Origin of the sequence: Streptomyces sp. HNM0575, assembly GCF_012726265.1 — a bacterium.
In the GTDB taxonomy this organism is placed as follows: domain Bacteria; phylum Actinomycetota; class Actinomycetes; order Streptomycetales; family Streptomycetaceae; genus Streptomyces.
In genome coordinates, this window is record NZ_JAASAG010000003.1 from 596,438 (window position 1) to 614,979 (window position 18,542).

Sequence of the window (18,542 nt, forward strand, 5' to 3'; positions counted from 1 at the left end):
CGGCGGACCGCCGGCGGCCGCTGCCCCCGCGGCCACGGTCCGTGCCCTGCCGCGGACCAGCCACGGCGGGGCCCGGCCGGTCACCGGCTGCGGGAGTACGGCTCGTTACGGCCCGGACGGCTTCAGGCCCGACCGGCTTCCCGCGTACGGCCCGCGAGGTCCGCACGGGGGCCGCACCCCCGCATCCGGAGCCGGGCGCGCAGTACGCGACCCGGTCAACGCACGGGAGATCAGGGGGCGTCGAGGCGCGAGATGCCGGCAGCGCGGAGCCTGTCGCGAAGCGGACGGGAGACGGCAGGCCGGAACGCCCGCCGGAGAATCAGCTGTGACAAGTCGCGCTGGACTGGCGGCAAAGATCGACGTGGAGGCGTTCCACGAGGAGTCCTGCGGCAGCTGTCATGTTCCGCATTCTGTGCGAGCCTGCCTGCCCGATTCAACCCCTACCGGCCCAGGTTTCAGCAGGTGAGACGGACGGGCATGTGCGCGGGGCCTGCCGTGCGGGCCCCGGCGGTGCCGGGACGCGACCGTCTCAGGCGCTGTCCAGGACGCCCTTCGCCGCCTTGAGTTGCAGCTCTTCGAGGGTCTTGCCCTGTCCGTGCGCACGGCGCAGCAGCTCCGCGAGCCGCTCGTCGTCGAGCACCGCCGACGGCGGCCCTTCCAGAGCGCTCAGCGCCTGCCACATCATCCGCTTGCCCTCGACTCCCAGGCGCAGCGCCTCCAGTTCGACGACGCTGCTCAGCGGTGCGCGGCGCAGCAGGAAGCCGTTGGACTTGACCCTGCCCGCCTTCTCCAGCAGCCATCCGGCGCCGATCCTGTAGCGGCGTACGGGCACCCCAAGGTCGCGCATCATGCGCAGCAGGGCGGTCCGGTCCTGGGCGATCTCGTCGGCGACGCGGACGAGCGCCGCCCCGGCCGGTGACGTGGCGTGCTGCCTCGCGATGCGGCGGGCGAGTTCGGTGCCGACCGTGGCCCCGAGGAGATGGTCGTTGAGGTAGACGGACAGCGGCGCCCTCAGCGGTCCGGCGGCGGCACGGCCCGTTCCGGCGTGACCGGCCGCCCTGTTCGCGGTGTCACCGCTGTTCGTGCTGTTCGTGCTCTTCGCGTTCTTCGCGTTCTTCGGGTCCGGGCTGTTCGCGGAGTGGGTCATCGATGGCTCCCGTGGGGTGCGGAAGGACCTTCGTCGGGTCCACGGGCGCGGGTGGCGATCCGCCTCCGGCGCGTGCGGCCGGCCGGCTCCCGCGCGTACAGCCGGAAGGTGCGCAGCTGCCTCCAGGCTCGCACCGGCCCTCCCGCTGTCAATCCGCGTGCGCCGCCGTGCCCGCGGCCCTACGACCGCACCGCGAGGCCCCGCGCCGCCGTCCGCGGCCGCCACCTGCGGTGATCCGTCCAGGTGCGGCTTGCTCCGTTCGGAGGGCAGGTCCGTTTGATGATCGGTGCGGGCTCCGGTGAAGTGGTCGTAGTGGAGGTTTCTGACGTTCCACCGCGCCGGGCCTCCCGCTCCGGATTGCCTCGCGAGACGGGAAGACCATGACCGACACCGCTCCCATCAGCACCCCCTTCACCGCCGAGTCCACCGCCGAGGAGGTCATCGACGGCATCGACCTGACCGGACGGCGGGCCGTCGTCACCGGCGGCGCCTCCGGCATCGGCGCGGAGACGGCCCGCGTGCTGGCCGGCGCGGGAGCGCAGGTGACGCTCGCCGTGCGGGACGTACGGGAGGGCAGGCGCAGGGCCGCGGAGCTCGCCGCCGCCACGGGCAACGAGGAGATCCGCGTCGCCCCGATCGACCTGTCCGACCGCAAGTCGGTCGCGGGATTCCTGGCCGCGTGGGACGGTCCGCTGAACATCCTGGTCAACAACGCCGGCGTCATGGCGTCGCCCGAGGTTCGTACGCCGGAGGGCTGGGAGCTTCACTTCACCACCAACCACCTCGGCCACTTCGCGCTCTCCGTGGGGCTGCACCGGGCGCTGGCGGCGGCCGGCGGAGCGCGGGTGGTGTCGGTCGCCTCGGGTGCGCACAAGCACTCGCCGGTCGTCTTCGAGGACATCCACTTCCGTTCCCGTCCCTACGACCCGTGGGCGGCGTACGCGCAGTCGAAGACCGCGAACGCGCTCTTCGCCGTCGAGGCGTGGGAGCGCTGGGAGAGCGACGGCATCGCCGTCAACTCCCTCACCCCCGGTGCCGTACGCACACGGTTGCAGCGCCACGTCGGCGGGGACGGGACCGAGCGCGGGCACGCCGCGTCGGGCGGCACGGACGGCGCCGGCGGCCGGCCCGGGTGGCGGACGCCGGGTCAGGGCGCCGCCACATCGGTGCTTCTCGCGACCTCCTCGCTGCTGGAGGGCGTCGGCGGGCGCTACTTCGAGGACTGCAACGAGGCGCCGCTCGACGAGGACGGATCCGGCCGCGGCGTGGCGCCGCACGCCGTCGACCCGGAGGCGGCCGCGCGCCTGTGGCAGATCTCCGTCGAGACCCTGACGGCCTGAGGGCGACTGCCCGCCACCGCCGCGGCACTCGCCCGCCACCGCCGCGGCGCTCCGCCGACGCCGCCCGGCCTGCGTCTTCATTGGGCGCACCTGCGGAATCCGCAGCATGCGGCTGTCGGCACAAGCCGTACTTCTTCGCCGATGCCCCGAATCCGGTTGTGTCCATCGGGTGAAGAAGTCCGGTCGGGAAGGTTGTCGACGAGGAGGGCGGCAGCAGGATGTGCCTGCTTCGGGCCGGTGGCGCCCGGAGCACGTACACCCCCCACCAAGAGGAGCGGAATGTCTTTGACGTCCCTCAGCCGGCGGGCACGCATCTCGCTGGCAGCCACGGCGGCCGGCAGTGCCGCCGTGCTGGGCTTCGCGGTGCTGCCGTCGTCCGCGACGGCGACTCCCGTCGAGAAGCCCGCCGCGTCCGCGGCGAAGAGCGAGAAGTCGGCCAAGGCCGATGCGATCACACGGGCCCAGATGCTGGAGCGCGCGGCCACCTGGCTGACTGCGAACAACGGCGCGCAGGTTCCCTACAGCCAGACCGACGTCTGGTCGGACGGATACCGGCAGGACTGCTCCGGCTACGTCTCGATGACGCTGGGCCTGTGGAAGTCCGGTCCGAACACCGTCGAGCTGGCGAGCAACCGGGACCTGACCACCCCGATCAACCTGGGTGACCTCAAGCCCGGCGACCTGCTCATCGACGCCGACGGCTCCAACACCACGCGCCACGTGGTGATCTTCGAGAAGTGGACCGACGACTCGCACACCGCCTACTCGGCCTTCGAGCAGCGCGGCGGTCACGGCACGGACCACCGGAACCTCGACTACGGTCTGTCGTCCGGCAGCGAGTACAAGCCCTACCGTCCGAACAACCTCACGGACTGAGGGCTGCGAGAGCCCCAACGAGGGCCGCTCACCGGCCCGTTCGGCACGACGGAGCGCTCCCGGCCCCTTGCGGGCCGGGAGCGTTTCGCGTCACGGGAGCCTTCGCGTCACGGGAGCCCTCGTCTCACGGGTGCGCGGCCGCGGCCGGTGTCCTCTCCGCCCGGACTCCGCTCACTCCTTGACCGCGCCGGCGTTCGCCCCGCGGATGAAGTAGCGCTGGAAGCAGAAGAAGAGCACCGCCACCGGGATCGTGGACAGCAGGGCGGCGCCCAGCTTCAGGGGGTACTGCGTGCCTTGGCCCAGGCCGCCGGAGACGAAGCGCGCCAGCCCGGTCGTGAGCGTCTCGTAGTCGCTGGACTGGGTGGCCACCAGGAAGTGGGTGAACTCGTTCCAGGAGCCCTGGAACGACAGCAGCGTCACGGTGATCAGCGCGGGCCGCGACATCGGAAGCACCACGTACCAGAAGATCCGGCCGACGCCCGCGCCGTCGATCCGCGCCGCTTCCTCCACCTCTCTCGGGATGGACTCGAAGAACTGCTTCATGATGAAGATGCCCGCCGCGTCGAAGAGCAGCGGCACGATCATCCCGGTGTAAGTGTCGAAGATCCCGAGGGTGTTGAGCACCAGGAACTTCGGGATCAGCAGCACCACGGGCGGCACAGCCATCACGGCGACCACGAACGCGACCAGCAGCGCACGGCCGCGGAAGCGCAGCCGGGCCAACGCGTACCCGGCCGCCGAGTCGAACAGCACCCGGCCCAGGGTCACCACGACCGTCACCAGCGTGCTGTTGCCCAGCCACCGCAGGAACGGCACGCCCGGGCCGTTGCCGCCGGAACCCGTCAGCTGCTCGAAGACCGCCGTCGTCGGCGCCGTCGGCAGCAGCGACAGCGGATGCGAGGCGGCATCCGGGTCGCTCTTGAAGCTCGTCGCCAGCTGCACCAGGAACGGCAGCGCGTACAGCACGGCGAAGGCGAGCAGCAGCGCGTAGCCCGTGAGCCGGGCCGGGCGGGGGAAGCGCGCCAGCACCGGCCGCTCGTCGGCCGCGGCCGTCTTCTCAGTCGTGCGCACGGTGCGTCTCCTTCCCCTCGCCGGCCGCCCGTTCCGTCCCGGGGCCGGTCACGGGTCCTGTCACGGCACCGGGCACGGCGCCGGTCCCGGGTCCCGTCACCGCACCGGGCACGGACCGCTGCAAGGCCGTCGTCGCCAACCGCCGCCGCAGCCGCCCCCGTTCGCCGCGTTCACGCAGCAGGAAGCGCTGGACTCCCGTCATCAGCAGCACGATCGCCAGCAGGATGAAGGAGATGGCCGCGCCCTGGCCGAAGTCGGCGTTGTCGAATCCGTAGGAGTACGAGAGAAAGGCGGGCGTCAGCGTGGTGTTGGCCGGGTCGCCCTGCCCGAGCACGTACACCTGGTCGAAGACCTGCCATGTGGCGATCAGGCCCAGCGTCGTCACCAGGAACAGCACCGGACGCAGCGCCGGCAGCAGCACGTGCCGCAGGATGTGCCTGCGCGAGGCGCCGTCCAGGGCCGCCGCCTCCTCCAGCTCGCGGGGGACGTTCTGGAGCGCCGCGAGGAAGATGAGCATGAACGTGCCCGAAGTCGTCCATACGGCAAGGAGGATGAGGGTGCACATGGCCACCGACGGCCCGGCCAGCCACTCCGAGTACGGCAGGCCCATCATCCGGTGGTCGGCGAGGAAGCCGCCCGGCTTGCCCTGGGTGATGCCCAGCGCATCGAGCAGCACCCACAGCACGCCCCGCGAGTCCTGGAACCAGTTGGGCCCCTTGATCCCGATCCAGCCCAGCAGCCGGTTGACGGCGCCGCTGCCCTGGAAGAGGAAGAGGAAGACCGTGCACACCGCGATGGAGCTGGTGACGGACGGGAAGTAGAAGGTGGTCCGCAGCATGCTGCGGCCGCGCAGCATCCGCTGGTTGACCACGATGGCCAGCGTGAGCGAGAGCGCGGTCTGAAGCGGCACCGTCAGCAGCACGTAGTAGGCGTTGTTCCGCAGCGACGTCGCGAGCAGCGTGCGCGCGAGCCCGTCCTCGGCGAGCAGGCTGCGGTAGTTGTCCAGCCCGACGAAGTCGGCGTCCGGCGTGAACGGGTTGGACTGCCCGTTCCAGTTCAGGAGGCTGACCCACGCGGCCATCAGGATCGGCAGCGCCATGAAGAGGCCGAGGCCCACGACCACGGGGCTCACGAACAGCCAGCCCCAAAGCCCTTCACGTCCACGGGTCGTACGGGATCGGGAGCGCCCGGGAAGGCCGGGGCGGCCGGGCCGCCGCTTCGCGGGCGGCGGCGCCGGGCGCTCGGTGAGGGTGGTCGGCATGCGAGGTCAGTCGCCCTTCTTGATGGCCTGTTCGCCGTTGCGCTGAAGCGTGGAGAGGATCTCGGCGGGCGAGCCCGTACGCAGCGACTGGAGGTCGGCGTTGAACTGGTCGAGGACCTTGGTGAACCCGGGAATCGTCACCGGGCGCTGCGAGTAGGAGTTGCCCTCCACCCACGCCTTGGACTCCGGGTGCTGCTCGGCGAAGGTCTTCATGATGCTGTCCCGGGACGGCATGACCCCGACCGCGTCGGAGGAGGCCAACTGCTCCTTCTTCGAGGTGAGATGGCGGATCATGTCGACGGCCGCCTCGTGGTGCGTGCTCTCCTTCGCCACGCCCCAGCAGTTGCTGAAGGCCAGGGTGCCCTTGCCGGCCGGGCCCGCGGGCAGCGGAAGGATCTTGTACTTGACGTCGGGGAAGTCCGCCTTCATCGCGCCGGCCAGCCAGTTGCCCTCGATGATCATGGCTGCCCTGCCCTTGCCGAGCGCCTCGCCCGCCCAGCCGGTGTCCACCTGCTTGGCGAACTTCATCGAGCCGGAGCGCAGCATCTTCCGCGCGAACGAAAGGCCCTCGGCGTTCTTCCCGTCGTCGGCGGTCATCTTCGACTCGTCGGAGTTCGTTATCCAGCCGCCGGCCTGCTTCATGAACACACCGAGACGCTGGTACTCGTTGGTCGTCACCAGCCCCGTGGTCTTGCCCGTGGTCAGCTTGCCGGCCGTCTTCTCCAGCTCGTCCCAGGTGCGGGGGTAGTCCTTCGAAGTCAGCCCGGCCTTCTTCCACTTCTCGGTGTTGACCGCCAGGCCGAGCGTCGAGGAGTCCTTCGGCAGGCATACGAGCTTGCCGTCGTAGGTGAACGCCTTGCGCAGCTGCGGAGCGAAGTCGTCGGCGTCGGGGATCTTGTCGCCGTACGCGTACAGCGAGCCGCCCTTGGCGTAGTTGGCGAACTGGTCGGAGTTGACGTAGAAGGCGTCCGGCGGATTGTTGCCCGCGAAGGCCTGTGCCAGCTGCTGGTCCATGTCCTTGGCGAGTTGCAGCGTGACCTTGTTCCCGGACTTCTTCTCCCAGGCCGCGGTCGCCTTCTTCACGGCCTTGGTCTCGGCGTCACCGGAGGTGGCGATCAGCACGCGCAGGGACTGGCGCTTGCCGGTGTCCTGCTCGGGTCCGTTCTTGCTCTTGTCGAACCCGGACGAACAGGCGGTCGCGGTGGTGGCCAGCACCGCGAGCGCGGTGACAGCCACTGTGGAGCGACGGAACATTCGGGCCTCCTGAGGGAGTCGATGCGTGGATTCATGAAATTCTGGATTCGTGAACTCCCGTGGACTGCGGGGGAGTTCGAGGTGGTTCGTGCCGTGCGCGGGGCCGGTTCGTCCGGTGGCCTCGCGGGAGCCTCGGTGGTTGAGCGGGTTGCATGGGGCCGGGGGCGGAGCGCCGCGGTGGCGTCCGCGGGGATCAGCCGGAGGCGGCGCCGAGCGACGCCCGTACGACGAGAGCGGGCGGCAGCAGCACCCGTTCGGGAGGTTTCGCAGGATCGGCCATGCGGGCCAGCAGCATCCGCATCGCCTCCCGTCCGACGTCGCCGAGCGGCTGCGCCACGCTCGCGAGGCCGGGGGAGAGGAGCGGAGCGACCGAGGAGTCGTCGAAGCCGACCACGGACACCTCGCGCCCGGGGGTGCCTCCCGCGTCGTCGACGGCGCGGTAGCAGCCCAGCGCGAGGGTGTCGCTGGCGGCCACGACCGCGGTGACGCCCGTGGTGAGCAGCGGCTTCACGGCGCGTGCGGCTGTGACCACGTCGTCGACGCTCTCCGCGCGCAGCCCGGGTCCGTCCAGACCGTGCGCGCGCAGCGCCCGCTGCCACCCCTCGGCGCGGTCGTCGCCGGAACCGGAGCCCGGCGGCCAGCCGAGGAAGCCGATCCGCTCGTGCCCCTCCGCGACCAGCCGCTCCACGGCCGCCTCGGTGCCCGCCGCGCCGTCGACGTCGACCCAGTCGCCGATCTTCTGCTCGGACCACATCCGGCCGAACGCGACGAAGGGGATGCCGCGTTCGTGCAGCCATGCCTGGCGCGGATCGCCGTACGCCGTGTTGCTCAGCACGAACGCGTCGACGCCGTGCTCGCCCAGCAGCTCTTCATAGGCGGCGAGTTCGCGCTGCCCGGATCCCGCGGCGAACAGCAGCAGCCGGTAGCCGGCGGCGTCCGCCGTCTCCGACAGCGCGTGCAGGAAGCGGTCGAGCACCATGTTGCCGGGGCCCGCGGGCTCTATCCCGAAGCCGATGAGCCTGCTGGCGCGCGTGCGCAGCGAACGGGCCGCGCGGTGCGGCCGGTAGCCCATCTCGTCCACGGCGCGGCGGACGCGTTCCAGGGTCTCGGGGCGCAGCAGGTCGGGGGTGTTGAGCGCGTTGGAGACCGTCTGCGTGGAGACGCCGGCCCGCCGGGCGACCATCGCCATGGTGACCGTGCCGGAGCCGGAGCCGGAGCCGGAGCCGGAGCCGGAACCGGAACCGGAACCGGAACCGGAACCGGAGTTGGAGCCCGGGCCGGAGTTGGAGCCCGGGCCCGAGCCGGAGCCGGGGCCCGTTCCCGCGCCCGTGGCGGCACCCGCATCCGTGTCCTGGCCGGATGCGGGCGGCGATGGATCGGAGCGAGGCGGCATGACGGAAAGGCTCCCCGGGACGATACGGACGAACGGCGGCGGATCGGATGATCTCCCCCTGTAAAAAGGGCAATTCGCGCCCTTGACCTCTTTGCTAGGGTCTTTTTTGATCGATCCAATGGCTGAGAGGTTGCGCCCACGTGGAGACGACTGTCAAGACTCATGACGGCACAGGCGGCACGAGCGCACCCGCCGCACCGGCTGAACTCCAGCCGTTCCTGCACGACGCCTGCATCACGCTCTGCGCCCCGAGCATGGCGGTCTCCCGCCCGGACGGTCAGATCAGTGAGGGCCCGGACGGCTTCTACCACGGCGACCGCCGTGCCCTGTCCATGCTCGTCGCCTTCGCCGAGGACGTGCCCAACGCGTCCATCAGCGGCGGCCCGGACTCCGCCGACCGCGCCTCGTTCCGTACGGTGCTGCGCGGACTGGCCGAGCACAGCCCGGACCCCGCGGTCACCCTGGAGCGCCGCCGCGTCGTGGAGCCGGGCCGGTCGGTGGAGACGCTCACCCTGCACAACGCGGGTCTGACCTCCGTGCACATACGGCTGACGCTGCGCGCCGCCAGCGACCTCGCCTCGCTGGAGGCGATCAAGTCGGGCCGCCCGGTGCCCGACGTGGCCCCGCGGATCGAGCCGGACGGACTGACCTGGAGCGACGGCGAGTTCACGGCGCGGCTCGCATGCACGCCCGCACCCGACGGCGCCGAACTCGGCCCCGCCGAGGCCGCCGAGCTGCGCTACGGCGTCGAACTCGGCCCCGCCGAGGCCGCCGAGCTGCGCTACGGCGTCGAACTCGGCCCGGGCGAGCGCTGGCAGGCCACGCTGCGCTGCACCGTCGACGACGCCAAGGGTGACGCCTTCAGCCCGGCCGCACCCGCCGCACGCGAAGCGCTCGCGGCCGGTGCGGCGCTCACCACCGCGGACCACGCGCTCGACCACTGGTTCGCCCGGTCGTGCTCGGACCTCGGATCGCTGCTGCTCGCCGACCCGTTGGAGCGCGGCGACACCTTCCTCGCGGCCGGCGCCCCCTGGTTCCTCACCCTCTTCGGACGGGACTCGATCTGGGCGGCCCGCATGCTGCTGCCGCTCGGCACCTCGCTCGCCGCCGGCACGCTGCGCACCCTCGCACGCCGCCAGGGCACGGCCGTCGACCCGGCCACGGAGGAGCAGCCCGGCAAGATCCTCCACGAGATCCGCCGCGACGGGCTGCACTTCGGGGACGGCCTGTCCGTACCGCCCTGCTACTACGGCACGGTCGACGCGACCCCGCTGTGGGTGACTCTGCTGTACGAGGCCTGGTGCTGGGGCATGCCGCCCGAGGACGTCGAACTCCTCCTGCCGCACGCGGAGTCGGCGCTGGCCTGGATGGACGAGTACGGCGACGCCGACGGCGACGGATTCCTCGAATACGTCGACAGCACCGGGCGCGGGCTGGCCAACCAGGGCTGGAAGGACTCCGGCGACGCCGTGCGCCGCCGCGACGGCAGCCTCGCCGAACCGCCCGTCGCGCTCTGCGAGGTGCAGGCATACGCACACGAAGCAGCCCTGTCCGCCGCGCGGTTGCTGAGGCACTTCGGGCGCCCCGGCGCGGACCGCTGGGAGGAGTGGGCGCACCGGCTGAAGCTCCGCTTCCGTGAGCGCTTCTGGGTGGAGGACGCCGCCGGGCCCTACCCGGCCATCGCGCTGGGACGCGACAAACAGCCCCTGGACGCGCTCACTTCGAACATCGGCCATCTGCTGGGCACGGGACTGCTCGACGAGGAGGAGAGCCGCCTCGTCGCCGAGCGCCTGGCCGGCCCGGACCTCGACAGCGGCTTCGGGCTGCGCACGCTCGCGGCGGATTCCGGCGGATTCAGCCCCCTCGGCTATCACATCGGCACCGTCTGGCCGCACGACACGGCCATCGCCGTCCAGGGGCTCGCACGCGAGGGGCACCACGCCGCCGCGGCCTCCCTGTCGGCCGGTCTCGTGAGGGCGGCGGCGGCTTTCGACGGGCGGCTGCCCGAGCTGTTCGCCGGGCACGGCTCCGGGACGGACACCAGGCCCGCTCCGTACCCGGCGGCCTGCCGCCCGCAGGCGTGGGCCGCCGCCTCGGCGGTGACGGTGCTTCAGTCGGTGCTGGGACTGCGGGCCGACGCTCCGGGCGGGCGTCTCACGGTACGGCCCGGCACGGCCGCCGGGTATCTGCCGCTGCGGGCGAGCGGACTGCGGCTGGGGGAGCGGGAGTTCGAGGTCGCGGTGGACGCGGAGGGCACACCGCGGGTCACGGGGCTCCCCGGGGAGTCGGTGACGGTGGAGGCGGCACCGGAGCGGTAGCGGGGGCTTGGGCCCGCGGTCAGCGCCCCTCGCGCAGCAGCGTGGCCACGTGCGCCAGCGCCAGGGCGTATCCGTGCGCCCCGGCGCCGCAGATCACGGCGTCGGCGACGGCGGAGACATAGCTGTGGTGGCGGAACGCCTCCCGCTTGTGGATGTTGGACAGATGCACCTCGACGACGGGCATGGGCGCGGCTCCCGGGCCGCCCGGTGCGGCGGAGGCGACGCCCGCCAGCGCGTCCCGCAGCGCCACCGAAGTGTGGCTGTATCCCGCCGGGTTGATGACGATCGCGCGGTGTGCGGTCCGCGCCTCGTGCACGGCGTCGATGAGCACGCCCTCGTGGTTGCTCTGCCGGCAGTCCGCGCGCAGACCGTGCGCCTTCGCCGTACTACGGCACAGCTCCTCGATCGTCTCCAGGCTGTCGCTGCCGTAGATCCCGGGCTCCCGCAGGCCGAGCAGATTCAGGTTCGGGCCGTTGAGCACGAGCACGGGGATGTCGTCGGAGTGCGGCGTGGGCATCTGTCGCTTCTTCCCTCAATGTACGAACCGGTCCGTCGGTTATACCAAGCCCAGATGCCGAGCTCGCATACCGAGCCCGCACGACCGGCAGGGCAGGTGCGGCTGCGCCCGTTCCGTTCAGATCTTGTTCCCGCCCGGCCCGAGCCTTCGCACCTCGTGCTCCAACTCCGCTATGCGGTCGGAGAGTTCGGACGCATCGGCGGTCTCGCGCTCGCGCAGCATCATCTCGATCTGCACGAGCCTCTCCGTGATCGCCGCGAGCTGTTCCGCGCCGCCCCTGCCGGATCCCATGCCCTCCTGCTGACCGCCGGCGGACCAGGTGCCCTCCAGCGGCCCCTCCGCCGCCGCGCCGCCCCCGGAGCCGCGGGGTGAGTGCTCGGCCACCAGGAGACGGCGCAACTGCTCGGCCTGGACGGCCAGTTGCCTGTTCTTGCGGTCCAGGTCGAGGAACACGTTGACCTTCGTACGCAGCACCCACGGATCGATGGGCTTGGAGAGGAAGTCCGCGGCGCCCAGCGCGTATCCGCGGTACGCGTAGTCCGCGTCGACGTCGGTGCCGGTCAGCAGGATGATCGGCACGTCCTTGGTCTGGTCGAGACGTTTGATGTTGCTCGCGGTCTCGAAGCCGTCCATCCCCGGCATCAGCACGTCCAGCAGCACGACCGCGAAGTCCTGGCGGAGCATCGCCTTCAGCGCGTCCTCCCCGGAGCGCGCGGTCACCAACTGCTGGTCCAGAGGCCCGAGTACGGCCTCCAGCGCGACGAGGTTCTCCTCCATGTCGTCGACGATGAGGATGCTCGACCTGTCGGGTGCCGGAGCGCTGCTCATCCCGTCCGCCCCGGAGGTTCGGCGCCCCTGACGTCGCCGGGCGGTGCGCTGTGGTGCTCGCGCCCTCCGGCGCCGTCGGGCGGTGCGGTGCCGTGCGACCCGTCTGTCTCCGGCCGGTACGGTGCCGGATCGCCGGTGGCCGTGGACCCCGTGCCGTCCGTTCCGGGCGCCCGGTCGCCCGCGGGTCCCGGTCCCGCGCTGTCACGCGCGGGTGCCGCGCCGTCGCCGGCGGGCCCGGCCCCGTCGCCGCCGCGGGTGAGCAGGTCGTACATGGACTGGAGCAGCTCGTCCAGATCGACCGGCTTGGCGACGTACACGTCGGCGCCGCTGTCGAGCGCCTTCTGGCTGTCGCCGGACATGGCCTTCGCCGTCAGCGCGATGACGGGGAGACCGGCCAGGCGTGGCGTCTGCCGGATGGTCTGGATCGCCTCGTAGCCGTTCATCTCCGGCATCATGATGTCCATCAGGACCATCGACACCTCGGGGGAGCGGTCCAGTACGTCCAGGCCCTCGCGGCCGTTCTCGGCGTACTTCACGGAGACGCCCACGCGGCCCAGTACGTGAGTGAGCGCGAAGACGTTGCGGATGTCGTCGTCGACGATGAGCACGTGCGTTCCCGACAGCACCTGGCCCCGTGGTCCGCCGAGCCACTGTTTGAGCTGGGTCGTCTCGGGCCACGCGTCGTGCGCCTCGTCGGTGCGCGGCTCGGTGCCCGCGGTCCGCTCCGGACCCACGGGCTCGACCTGCGGCGAGGCCGAGGGCGCCGTGGGCGCGGGAGCCGCTTCGGACGGCTCGGGCCAGGCGGCGGCCGTGGTCCCGGTGGTGGGCGCAGGCCGCTCGGCGGCGGGGCGCTCCGGGGGTGCGCCGGGTTCCGCGGGTGCGGGGGGCTCCGGGGCCGCTGCGGGCTCCGTCGGCGCGGCCGGTGCCGCGGGTTCCGCCGCAGCGCCGGGCTCCGGCGCCGTCGCGGCGCCGGCCGGGCCGAGCGGTTCCGCCTCGGGCAGTGCCGCGGGCGGCGGCGCCGACGAAATCGCGGCGTCGCCCTCCGACCGGCGGCTGCCGACGCTGGGAGTAGTGGCCCCGGCTCCCGGTTCGGCGGCAGGCGCGCTGCCCGGGTAGACGGCGGGGACGTAGAGCGTGAACCGGGAGCCCACGCCCTCCTCGCTCTCGACGTCGATGCGCCCGCCGAGCAGGCCCGCGATCTCCCGGCTGATCGACAGCCCGAGACCGGTACCGCCGTACCGGCGGCTCGTGGTGCCGTCCGACTGCTGGAACGCCTCGAAGATCACCGCCAGCTTCTCCTGCGGGATGCCGCTGCCGGTGTCCTTCACGGAGAAGCCGATCACCGATTCGGCGTCGCGCAGCGTCGGTTCGCTGAACTCGCGGCCCATGGTGCGCTCCACGCGCAGCTCGATGCCGCCGGCGGAGGTGAACTTCACCGCGTTGGACAGCAGGTTGCGCAGCACCTGCTGGATGCGCTGCTCGTCGGAGTACAGCTCGCGCGGCACGTTCTCGCCGACCGCGATCTCGAACGCCAGCCCGCGGTCTATGGTCATCGGCCGGAACGTTGCGTGCACGTAGTCGAGCAGCTTCGTCAGCGGCAGCCTCCGCGGCCGTACGTCCATCCGCCCGGCCTCGACCTTCGACAGGTCCAGGATGTCGTTGATCAGCTGGAGCAGATCGGAGCCGGAGCGGTAGATGGTGGTGGCGAAGTCGACCTCCTGCTCGGAGAGGCGTCCGTCGGGGTTGTCGGCGAGCAGCCGCGCCAGGATCAGCAGCGAGTTCAGCGGCGTGCGCAGCTCGTGCGACATGTTCGCCAGGAACTCCGACTTGTACTGGGACGAGGTCGCGAGCAGCGCCGCCTTCTCCTCCAGCTCGGCGTTGGTGCGCTGGAGCTCGTCCGAGCGCTGGCGCAGCTCCTTCGTCAGCCGCTGGGACTCCGAAAGCAGTACCTCCGTACGGGCGTTGGCCAGGATGGTGTTGATGGAGACGCCGATGGTGTGCACGAACTGGTCGATGAACGTCAGGTAGATCTCGTTGAACTTGCTGAACGAGGCGACCTCGATCACGCCCAGCGCCCTGTCCTCGAAGAGGATCGGCAGGATGAGGATGTTCGCCGCGGGCGCGGATCCCAGCCCGGATTCGACCCGCACGTACTCCGAGGGCGCGTCCTCGATGAGGATGCGCTTCTTCTCCGCGACCGCCTGGGCGATCAGCCCGCGCAGCGGGGAGCCCGGCGCACCGGGCGCATCGTCGCCGCTGGTGCCGTAGCCGGCGATGAACTCCAGCTCCTCGCCCGGCTTTCCGCCCGAGCCGACCAGGAAGAACGCCCCTGCCTGGGCGTTCACCAGCGGTGTCAGCTCCCGCAGGATCAGGTCGGCGACCTCCACCAGGTCGCGCTGGCCCTGCATCAGCCCGGCGATGCGCGTGAGGTTGGACTCCAGCCAGTCCTTCGTACGGGTGGTCTCGCGCAGGTTGGCCACCATCACGTTGATGTTGTCCTTCAGCTCGGCGACCTCGCCACGCGCGTCCACCGAGATGGAGCGGGACATGTCGCCCTGCGTGACGGCGCTGGCGACCTCGGCGATCGCGCGCACCTGCGTGGTCAGGTTCAGGGCGAGTTCGTTGACGCTGGTCGTCAGGCCCTTCCAGGTGCCGTAGACGCCCTCGACCCGGGCCTGTCCGCCCAACTGGCCCTCGCTGCCCACCTCGCGTGCGACGCGGGTGACCTCGGAGGAGAAGGACGAGAGCGTGTCGACCATGGTGTTGAGGGTCGTCTTCAGCTCCAGAAACTCCCCGCGTGCGTCGACGTCGATCTTCTTGGAGAGGTCTCCGTTGGCGACTGCCGTGGCGACCTGCGCGATGTTGCGCACCTGTGAAGTCAGGTTCGTCGTCATGAAGTTGACGTTGTCGGTGAGGTCCTTCCACACGCCCGAGACGCCGTGCACCTGGGCCCGGCCGCCCAGGTTGCCCTCGGTGCCCACCTCGCGGGAGACCCGGGTGACCTCGTCGGAGAAGGCCCGCAGCTGGCGGACCATGGTGTTGACGGTGTCCTTGAGTTCCAGGATCTCCCCGCGTGCGTCGACGTCGATCTTCTTGGAGAGGTCTCCGTTGGCGACTGCCGTGGTCACCTGGGCGATGCTGCGCACCTGTGAAGTCAGGTTCAGCGCCATGGAGTTGACGCTGTCGGTGAGGTCCTCCCACACGCCGGACACTCCCCGCACCTGTGCCTGCCGGCCGAGGTTGCCCTCGGTGCCGACTTCGCGTGCGACGCGGGTGACCTCGTCGGCGAAGTCCGAGAGCTGGTCGACCATCGTGTTGAGCGTGGTCTTCAGCTGGAGGATCTCGCCCTTGGCGTCCACGGTGATCTTCTGGCTGAGATCGCCTCCGGCGACTGCCGTGGCGACCTGGGCGATGCTGCGCACCTGTGAAGTCAGGTTGGAGGCCATGAGGTTGACGTTGTCGGTGAGGTCCCGCCACACCCCGTAGACGTCCCGTACCTCGGCCTGTCCGCCGAGGTTGCCTTCGGTGCCGACTTCGCGTGCGACGCGGGTGACCTCGTCGGCGAAGGCGGAGAGCTGGTCGACCGTCGAGTTGACGGTGCCCATCAGCTGGAGGATCTCGCCCTTGGCGTCGACGGTGATCTTCTGGCTGAGATCGCCCTGCGCGACGGCGGCGGATACCTGGGCGATGTTGCGCACCTGTGAAGTCAGGTTGGAGGCCATGAGGTTGACGTTGTCGGTGAGGTCCCGCCACGCCCCCGAGAGCCCCCGTACCTCGGCCTGCCCGCCGAGGTTGCCTTCGGTGCCGACTTCGCGTGCGACGCGGGTGACCTCGTCGGCGAAGGCGGAGAGCTGGTCGACCATCGTGTTCACGGTGAGCTTCAGCTCCAGCAGCTCGCCCGAAGTCTCGACCATCACCTTCTGCGTCAGGTCCCCGCGGGCCACCGCCGTGGTGACGCCGGCGATGTCGCGGACCTGTCCGGTGAGGCGCTCGGCCATGTTGTTGATCGCTTCGGTGACCCGGCGCCAGTCGCCGGAGAGCTCCCCCACGTCCGCCCGGCCGCCGAGATTGCCCTCGGTCCCCACCTCGCGGGCGACCCTCGTGACCTCTCCGGTGAACATGGACAGCCGGTCCACGAGACATGTCAGGCCGCTGTCCAGCCGCCCGAGGTCGCCGGAGTACGCATGCTTGCCGTCGTACCGCTCGATGTGCTGGGTGAGGTCGCCGTCCGCGACCGACTCCAGTACGCGCGTCGTCTTCGTCAGCGGTGTCACGAGGGCGTCGATGAGCTGGTTCGCCTCGTCGACGTTGGTCGCCCACGACCCCTGGCCGGGGCTGGCGGACATCCGCTCGTCCAGCCGGCCCTCCTTCGCGACTTCCTGCCGGATCCGTCGCAGCTCGGAGGCGAGGTGCTCGTTGCGCGCGGCTATCTGGTCGAAAGCCCCGGCGATCTCGCCGAGGACTCCCTCGCCTCCGGCGGGCGCGCGCACCGAGAAGTCGCCGTCACTCAGCGACCGCATGGCGCCCAGCAGCGGACGCAGCTCGGCCTCGCGTACCGACCGGCCCTGGGGGTCCTCCATGGCATCCCATCCCAAGCATCCTGGATGTGTAGCTTTATCCTATTGTAGAGGCTTTATCGCTGAACATCCGAGTCAGGAGAGGCTTGTGCGACTGCCGTCCGCCGGCCTGAGCGATCCCGCGTCGCGGAGGGCCCTGCCCACCAGTCAGCTCGCACCTTCCACCGCTCGTGCCCTCGTGCGCTCGGAGATCGAGAAGTGGGCGCGCGCGAGCACGACGCCGGGGCCGCTGGTCTCACGGCTGATCGAGGACGCCGAGCTCCTTGTGAGCGAACTGGCCACGAACGCGCTCATGCACGCCGGCACCCAGATCGAGGTCGCCTGCGGAGTCGAGACGGCGCCCTCGGGCGACGCCGCGGACTCCGAGGGCCCGGGCGCGAGCCCGGACGGAGACGCGGGTGCGGACGGGGACCCGGAACGCGGGCCCGTCGACGTCACCGCGGTCCTGGTCGAGGTCGTCGACCGGCAGCCCACCGGAAGGGTCAGCGGCGACTCCTCCGCGCGGCGCGGCGGCCGCGGCCTCGGCCTCCAGATCGTGGGGGCGCTGTGCGAGTCCTGGGGGGTCACCTACCGGCGTACGGAGAAGGTCGTCTGGTTCCGGCTGGCCGTCTCCGAGCTGGTGCCCAGGCCGGCCGGTTCGCTCAGCGAGGCCATGCACCGAGAGCTCGAGGCCGCGGAGATCTTCTCCTCCTCGTCGCACGCCGACCGCCGCCGCAGCGCGGAGTGGGCCGACCGCGGCGGCGCCTTCCTGGCCGAGGCCAGCGAACTGCTCTCCGGGCAGCTCGACGAGGACATGGTCGCCGCGCTGGCCGGGCAGCTGCTCGTGCCGAGGCTGGCCGACTGGGTCGCCGTGTGGCTGACCACCGAGGCCGGAGCGATGCGCCTGTCCCGGGTCTGGCACGTCGACGAACGCAGGGTCGACGCGCTCCGCTTCGCCCTCGAACCGGATCCGCCGCCGGCGAGCCTGCGCACCGTGGGCATCCCCTGGCCGTGGCCGGAGAGCGCGGACGAGTACGGGCGCGGCGGTTCGGCGCTGGCGTTCTCGCTGGTCGCGGGCGGCACCTGCCTGGGATCGCTGGTGATCGGCCGGGCCGGTCCCACGGAGATGACCGGCTCCGTGGCCCGCACCGTCGAGGACGTGGCGCGGCGGGTGGCACAGGCGGTGGTCACGGCACGTCAGTACACCCGCCAGACCAGCATCAGCCGGGCGCTCCAGCGCCGGCAGCTGCCGCCGTCGCTGGCCAGCCTGCCCGGCGTCGAGACCGCGATCGTCTACGAGCCGCACGCCATGGGGCAGACCGTCGGCGGCGACTTCTACGACCTCTTCCCGATGGGCGACAACCGCTGGTCCTTCCTCCTCGGCGACGTCCAGGGCAAGGACCCCGAGGCCATGTCCGTCACCGGGCTGACCCGGCACCTGGTGCGGCTGCTCGCCCGCGAGGGGCACGGCGTGGAGTCCGTACTGAGCAGGCTGAACGCCGCGATGGCGGAGGAGGGCGCCGAGGCCGTGGCCGTCGGCGGGGAGAGCGCGCAGCCCCGGTTCCTGAGCCTCGTCTACGGGGAGCTGCTGCCCGACGCGCGGGCGGGCGGCGCGCACTGCACCATCGCGAGCGCCGGGCACCCGCCGCCGCTGAAGCTGTCCCCGAGGGGCGACGTGACGGCGGTCGTGGAGTCGCAGATGCTGCTCGGCATCGACGCGGGCACCGACTTCACCGCGTTCGACTTCGATCTTTCACCGGGCGAGACGCTGCTGTGCGTCACCGACGGCGTGACCGAACGGCGCAGCGGGCAGCGGCAGTTGGACGACGACGACGGCCTGGCGGAGATCCTCGCGGGCTGTGTGGGCATGGGCGCGATGGGAGTGGCCGAACGCGTACGGCAGGCGGCACACGACTTCGGTCCGGACCCGGTGGAGGACGACCTGGCGATCCTGGTGCTGCACGCCGTGGGCGGCTGAGCG

At 71.4% G+C, this 18,542-nt stretch carries 13 protein-coding genes; 4 read left to right on the forward strand and 9 right to left on the reverse strand.

The window, feature by feature from the left end:
• Positions 1-319 precede the first annotated feature (319 nt).
• Positions 320-409 (reverse strand): putative leader peptide, encoded by a 90-nt coding sequence (locus tag HCC61_RS31475; RefSeq protein WP_346777120.1) that lies wholly within the window; start codon positions 407-409, stop codon positions 320-322.
• A gap of 120 nt (positions 410-529) precedes the next feature.
• Positions 530-1,147, reverse strand: a complete 618-nt coding sequence (locus HCC61_RS10580; RefSeq protein ID WP_240968766.1) for a hypothetical protein — start codon at positions 1,145-1,147, stop codon at positions 530-532.
• 380 nt (positions 1,148-1,527) lie between these two features.
• Between HCC61_RS10580 and HCC61_RS10585 the strand changes: the two genes are divergently transcribed.
• Together HCC61_RS10585 and HCC61_RS10590 are read left to right on the forward strand one after the other, a co-directional pair.
• Positions 1,528-2,487: an SDR family NAD(P)-dependent oxidoreductase gene (locus HCC61_RS10585; protein ID WP_169135029.1), complete on the forward strand. Its 960-nt coding sequence runs from the start codon at positions 1,528-1,530 to the stop codon at positions 2,485-2,487.
• A 279-nt stretch (positions 2,488-2,766) separates the two neighbouring features.
• Positions 2,767-3,363: a hypothetical protein gene (locus HCC61_RS10590; RefSeq protein ID WP_169135030.1), complete on the forward strand. Its 597-nt coding sequence runs from the start codon at positions 2,767-2,769 to the stop codon at positions 3,361-3,363.
• Positions 3,364-3,534: 171 nt separating this feature from the next.
• Here HCC61_RS10590 and HCC61_RS10595 read toward each other — a convergent pair whose 3' ends face one another.
• The 4 genes from HCC61_RS10595 to HCC61_RS10610 all read right to left on the reverse strand — a co-directional run bounded on the left by HCC61_RS10595 (position 3,535) and on the right by HCC61_RS10610 (position 8,342).
• On the reverse strand, positions 3,535-4,434 hold the full coding sequence (locus tag HCC61_RS10595; protein ID WP_346777121.1) for a carbohydrate ABC transporter permease: 900 nt from the start codon (positions 4,432-4,434) through the stop codon (positions 3,535-3,537).
• Positions 4,421-5,695, reverse strand: coding sequence for a sugar ABC transporter permease (locus HCC61_RS10600; RefSeq protein ID WP_169135031.1), 1,275 nt, complete (start codon positions 5,693-5,695; stop codon positions 4,421-4,423). Before HCC61_RS10600 ends, HCC61_RS10595 begins: the two co-directional genes overlap by 14 nt.
• A gap of 6 nt (positions 5,696-5,701) precedes the next feature.
• The gene (locus HCC61_RS10605) at positions 5,702-6,949 is read right to left on the reverse strand and encodes an extracellular solute-binding protein (RefSeq protein ID WP_169135032.1); all 1,248 of its coding nucleotides are present in this window, start codon (positions 6,947-6,949) and stop codon (positions 5,702-5,704) included.
• A 193-nt stretch (positions 6,950-7,142) separates the two neighbouring features.
• On the reverse strand, positions 7,143-8,342 hold the full coding sequence (locus HCC61_RS10610; RefSeq protein WP_346777122.1) for a LacI family DNA-binding transcriptional regulator: 1,200 nt from the start codon (positions 8,340-8,342) through the stop codon (positions 7,143-7,145).
• Between the two features lie 140 nt (positions 8,343-8,482).
• Here HCC61_RS10610 and HCC61_RS10615 point away from each other — a divergent pair, with 140 nt between their 5' ends.
• Positions 8,483-10,660: a glycogen debranching N-terminal domain-containing protein gene (locus HCC61_RS10615; RefSeq protein ID WP_346777123.1), complete on the forward strand. Its 2,178-nt coding sequence runs from the start codon at positions 8,483-8,485 to the stop codon at positions 10,658-10,660.
• A 19-nt stretch (positions 10,661-10,679) separates the two neighbouring features.
• Here HCC61_RS10615 and aroQ read toward each other — a convergent pair whose 3' ends face one another.
• The 3 genes from aroQ to HCC61_RS10630 form a co-directional block, all read right to left on the reverse strand.
• Positions 10,680-11,177: a type II 3-dehydroquinate dehydratase gene (aroQ, locus tag HCC61_RS10620; RefSeq protein WP_169135034.1), complete on the reverse strand. Its 498-nt coding sequence runs from the start codon at positions 11,175-11,177 to the stop codon at positions 10,680-10,682.
• A gap of 117 nt (positions 11,178-11,294) precedes the next feature.
• Positions 11,295-12,005, reverse strand: coding sequence for a response regulator (locus HCC61_RS10625; protein ID WP_169135035.1), 711 nt, complete (start codon positions 12,003-12,005; stop codon positions 11,295-11,297).
• Positions 12,002-16,585 carry a HAMP domain-containing protein gene (locus tag HCC61_RS10630; protein WP_240968768.1) on the reverse strand — a complete coding sequence of 1,528 codons (4,584 nt, stop codon included), beginning with the start codon at positions 16,583-16,585 and terminating at the stop codon, positions 12,002-12,004. The genes HCC61_RS10625 and HCC61_RS10630 overlap by 4 nt, the downstream gene beginning before the upstream one ends.
• An 85-nt stretch (positions 16,586-16,670) precedes the next feature.
• Here HCC61_RS10630 and HCC61_RS10635 point away from each other — a divergent pair, with 85 nt between their 5' ends.
• Positions 16,671-18,539 (forward strand): ATP-binding SpoIIE family protein phosphatase, encoded by a 1,869-nt coding sequence (locus tag HCC61_RS10635; protein ID WP_346777124.1) that lies wholly within the window; start codon positions 16,671-16,673, stop codon positions 18,537-18,539.
• The last annotated feature ends 3 nt before the right edge of the window (positions 18,540-18,542 follow it).

Coding starts and splice junctions, on each gene's coding strand:
- HCC61_RS10630 (WP_240968768.1), bottom strand. CDS start 16,585: ATGGAGGACCCCCAGGGCCGGTCGGTACGCGAGGCCGAGCTGCGTCCG.
- HCC61_RS10590 (WP_169135030.1), top strand. CDS start 2,767: ATGTCTTTGACGTCCCTCAGCCGGCGGGCACGCATCTCGCTGGCAGCC.
- HCC61_RS10605 (WP_169135032.1), bottom strand. CDS start 6,949: ATGTTCCGTCGCTCCACAGTGGCTGTCACCGCGCTCGCGGTGCTGGCC.
- HCC61_RS10585 (WP_169135029.1), top strand. CDS start 1,528: ATGACCGACACCGCTCCCATCAGCACCCCCTTCACCGCCGAGTCCACC.
- aroQ (WP_169135034.1), bottom strand. CDS start 11,177: ATGCCCACGCCGCACTCCGACGACATCCCCGTGCTCGTGCTCAACGGC.
- HCC61_RS31475 (WP_346777120.1), bottom strand. CDS start 409: ATGCGGAACATGACAGCTGCCGCAGGACTCCTCGTGGAACGCCTCCAC.
- HCC61_RS10600 (WP_169135031.1), bottom strand. CDS start 5,695: ATGCCGACCACCCTCACCGAGCGCCCGGCGCCGCCGCCCGCGAAGCGG.
- HCC61_RS10610 (WP_346777122.1), bottom strand. CDS start 8,342: ATGCCGCCTCGCTCCGATCCATCGCCGCCCGCATCCGGCCAGGACACG.
- HCC61_RS10580 (WP_240968766.1), bottom strand. CDS start 1,147: ATGACCCACTCCGCGAACAGCCCGGACCCGAAGAACGCGAAGAACGCG.
- HCC61_RS10625 (WP_169135035.1), bottom strand. CDS start 12,005: ATGAGCAGCGCTCCGGCACCCGACAGGTCGAGCATCCTCATCGTCGAC.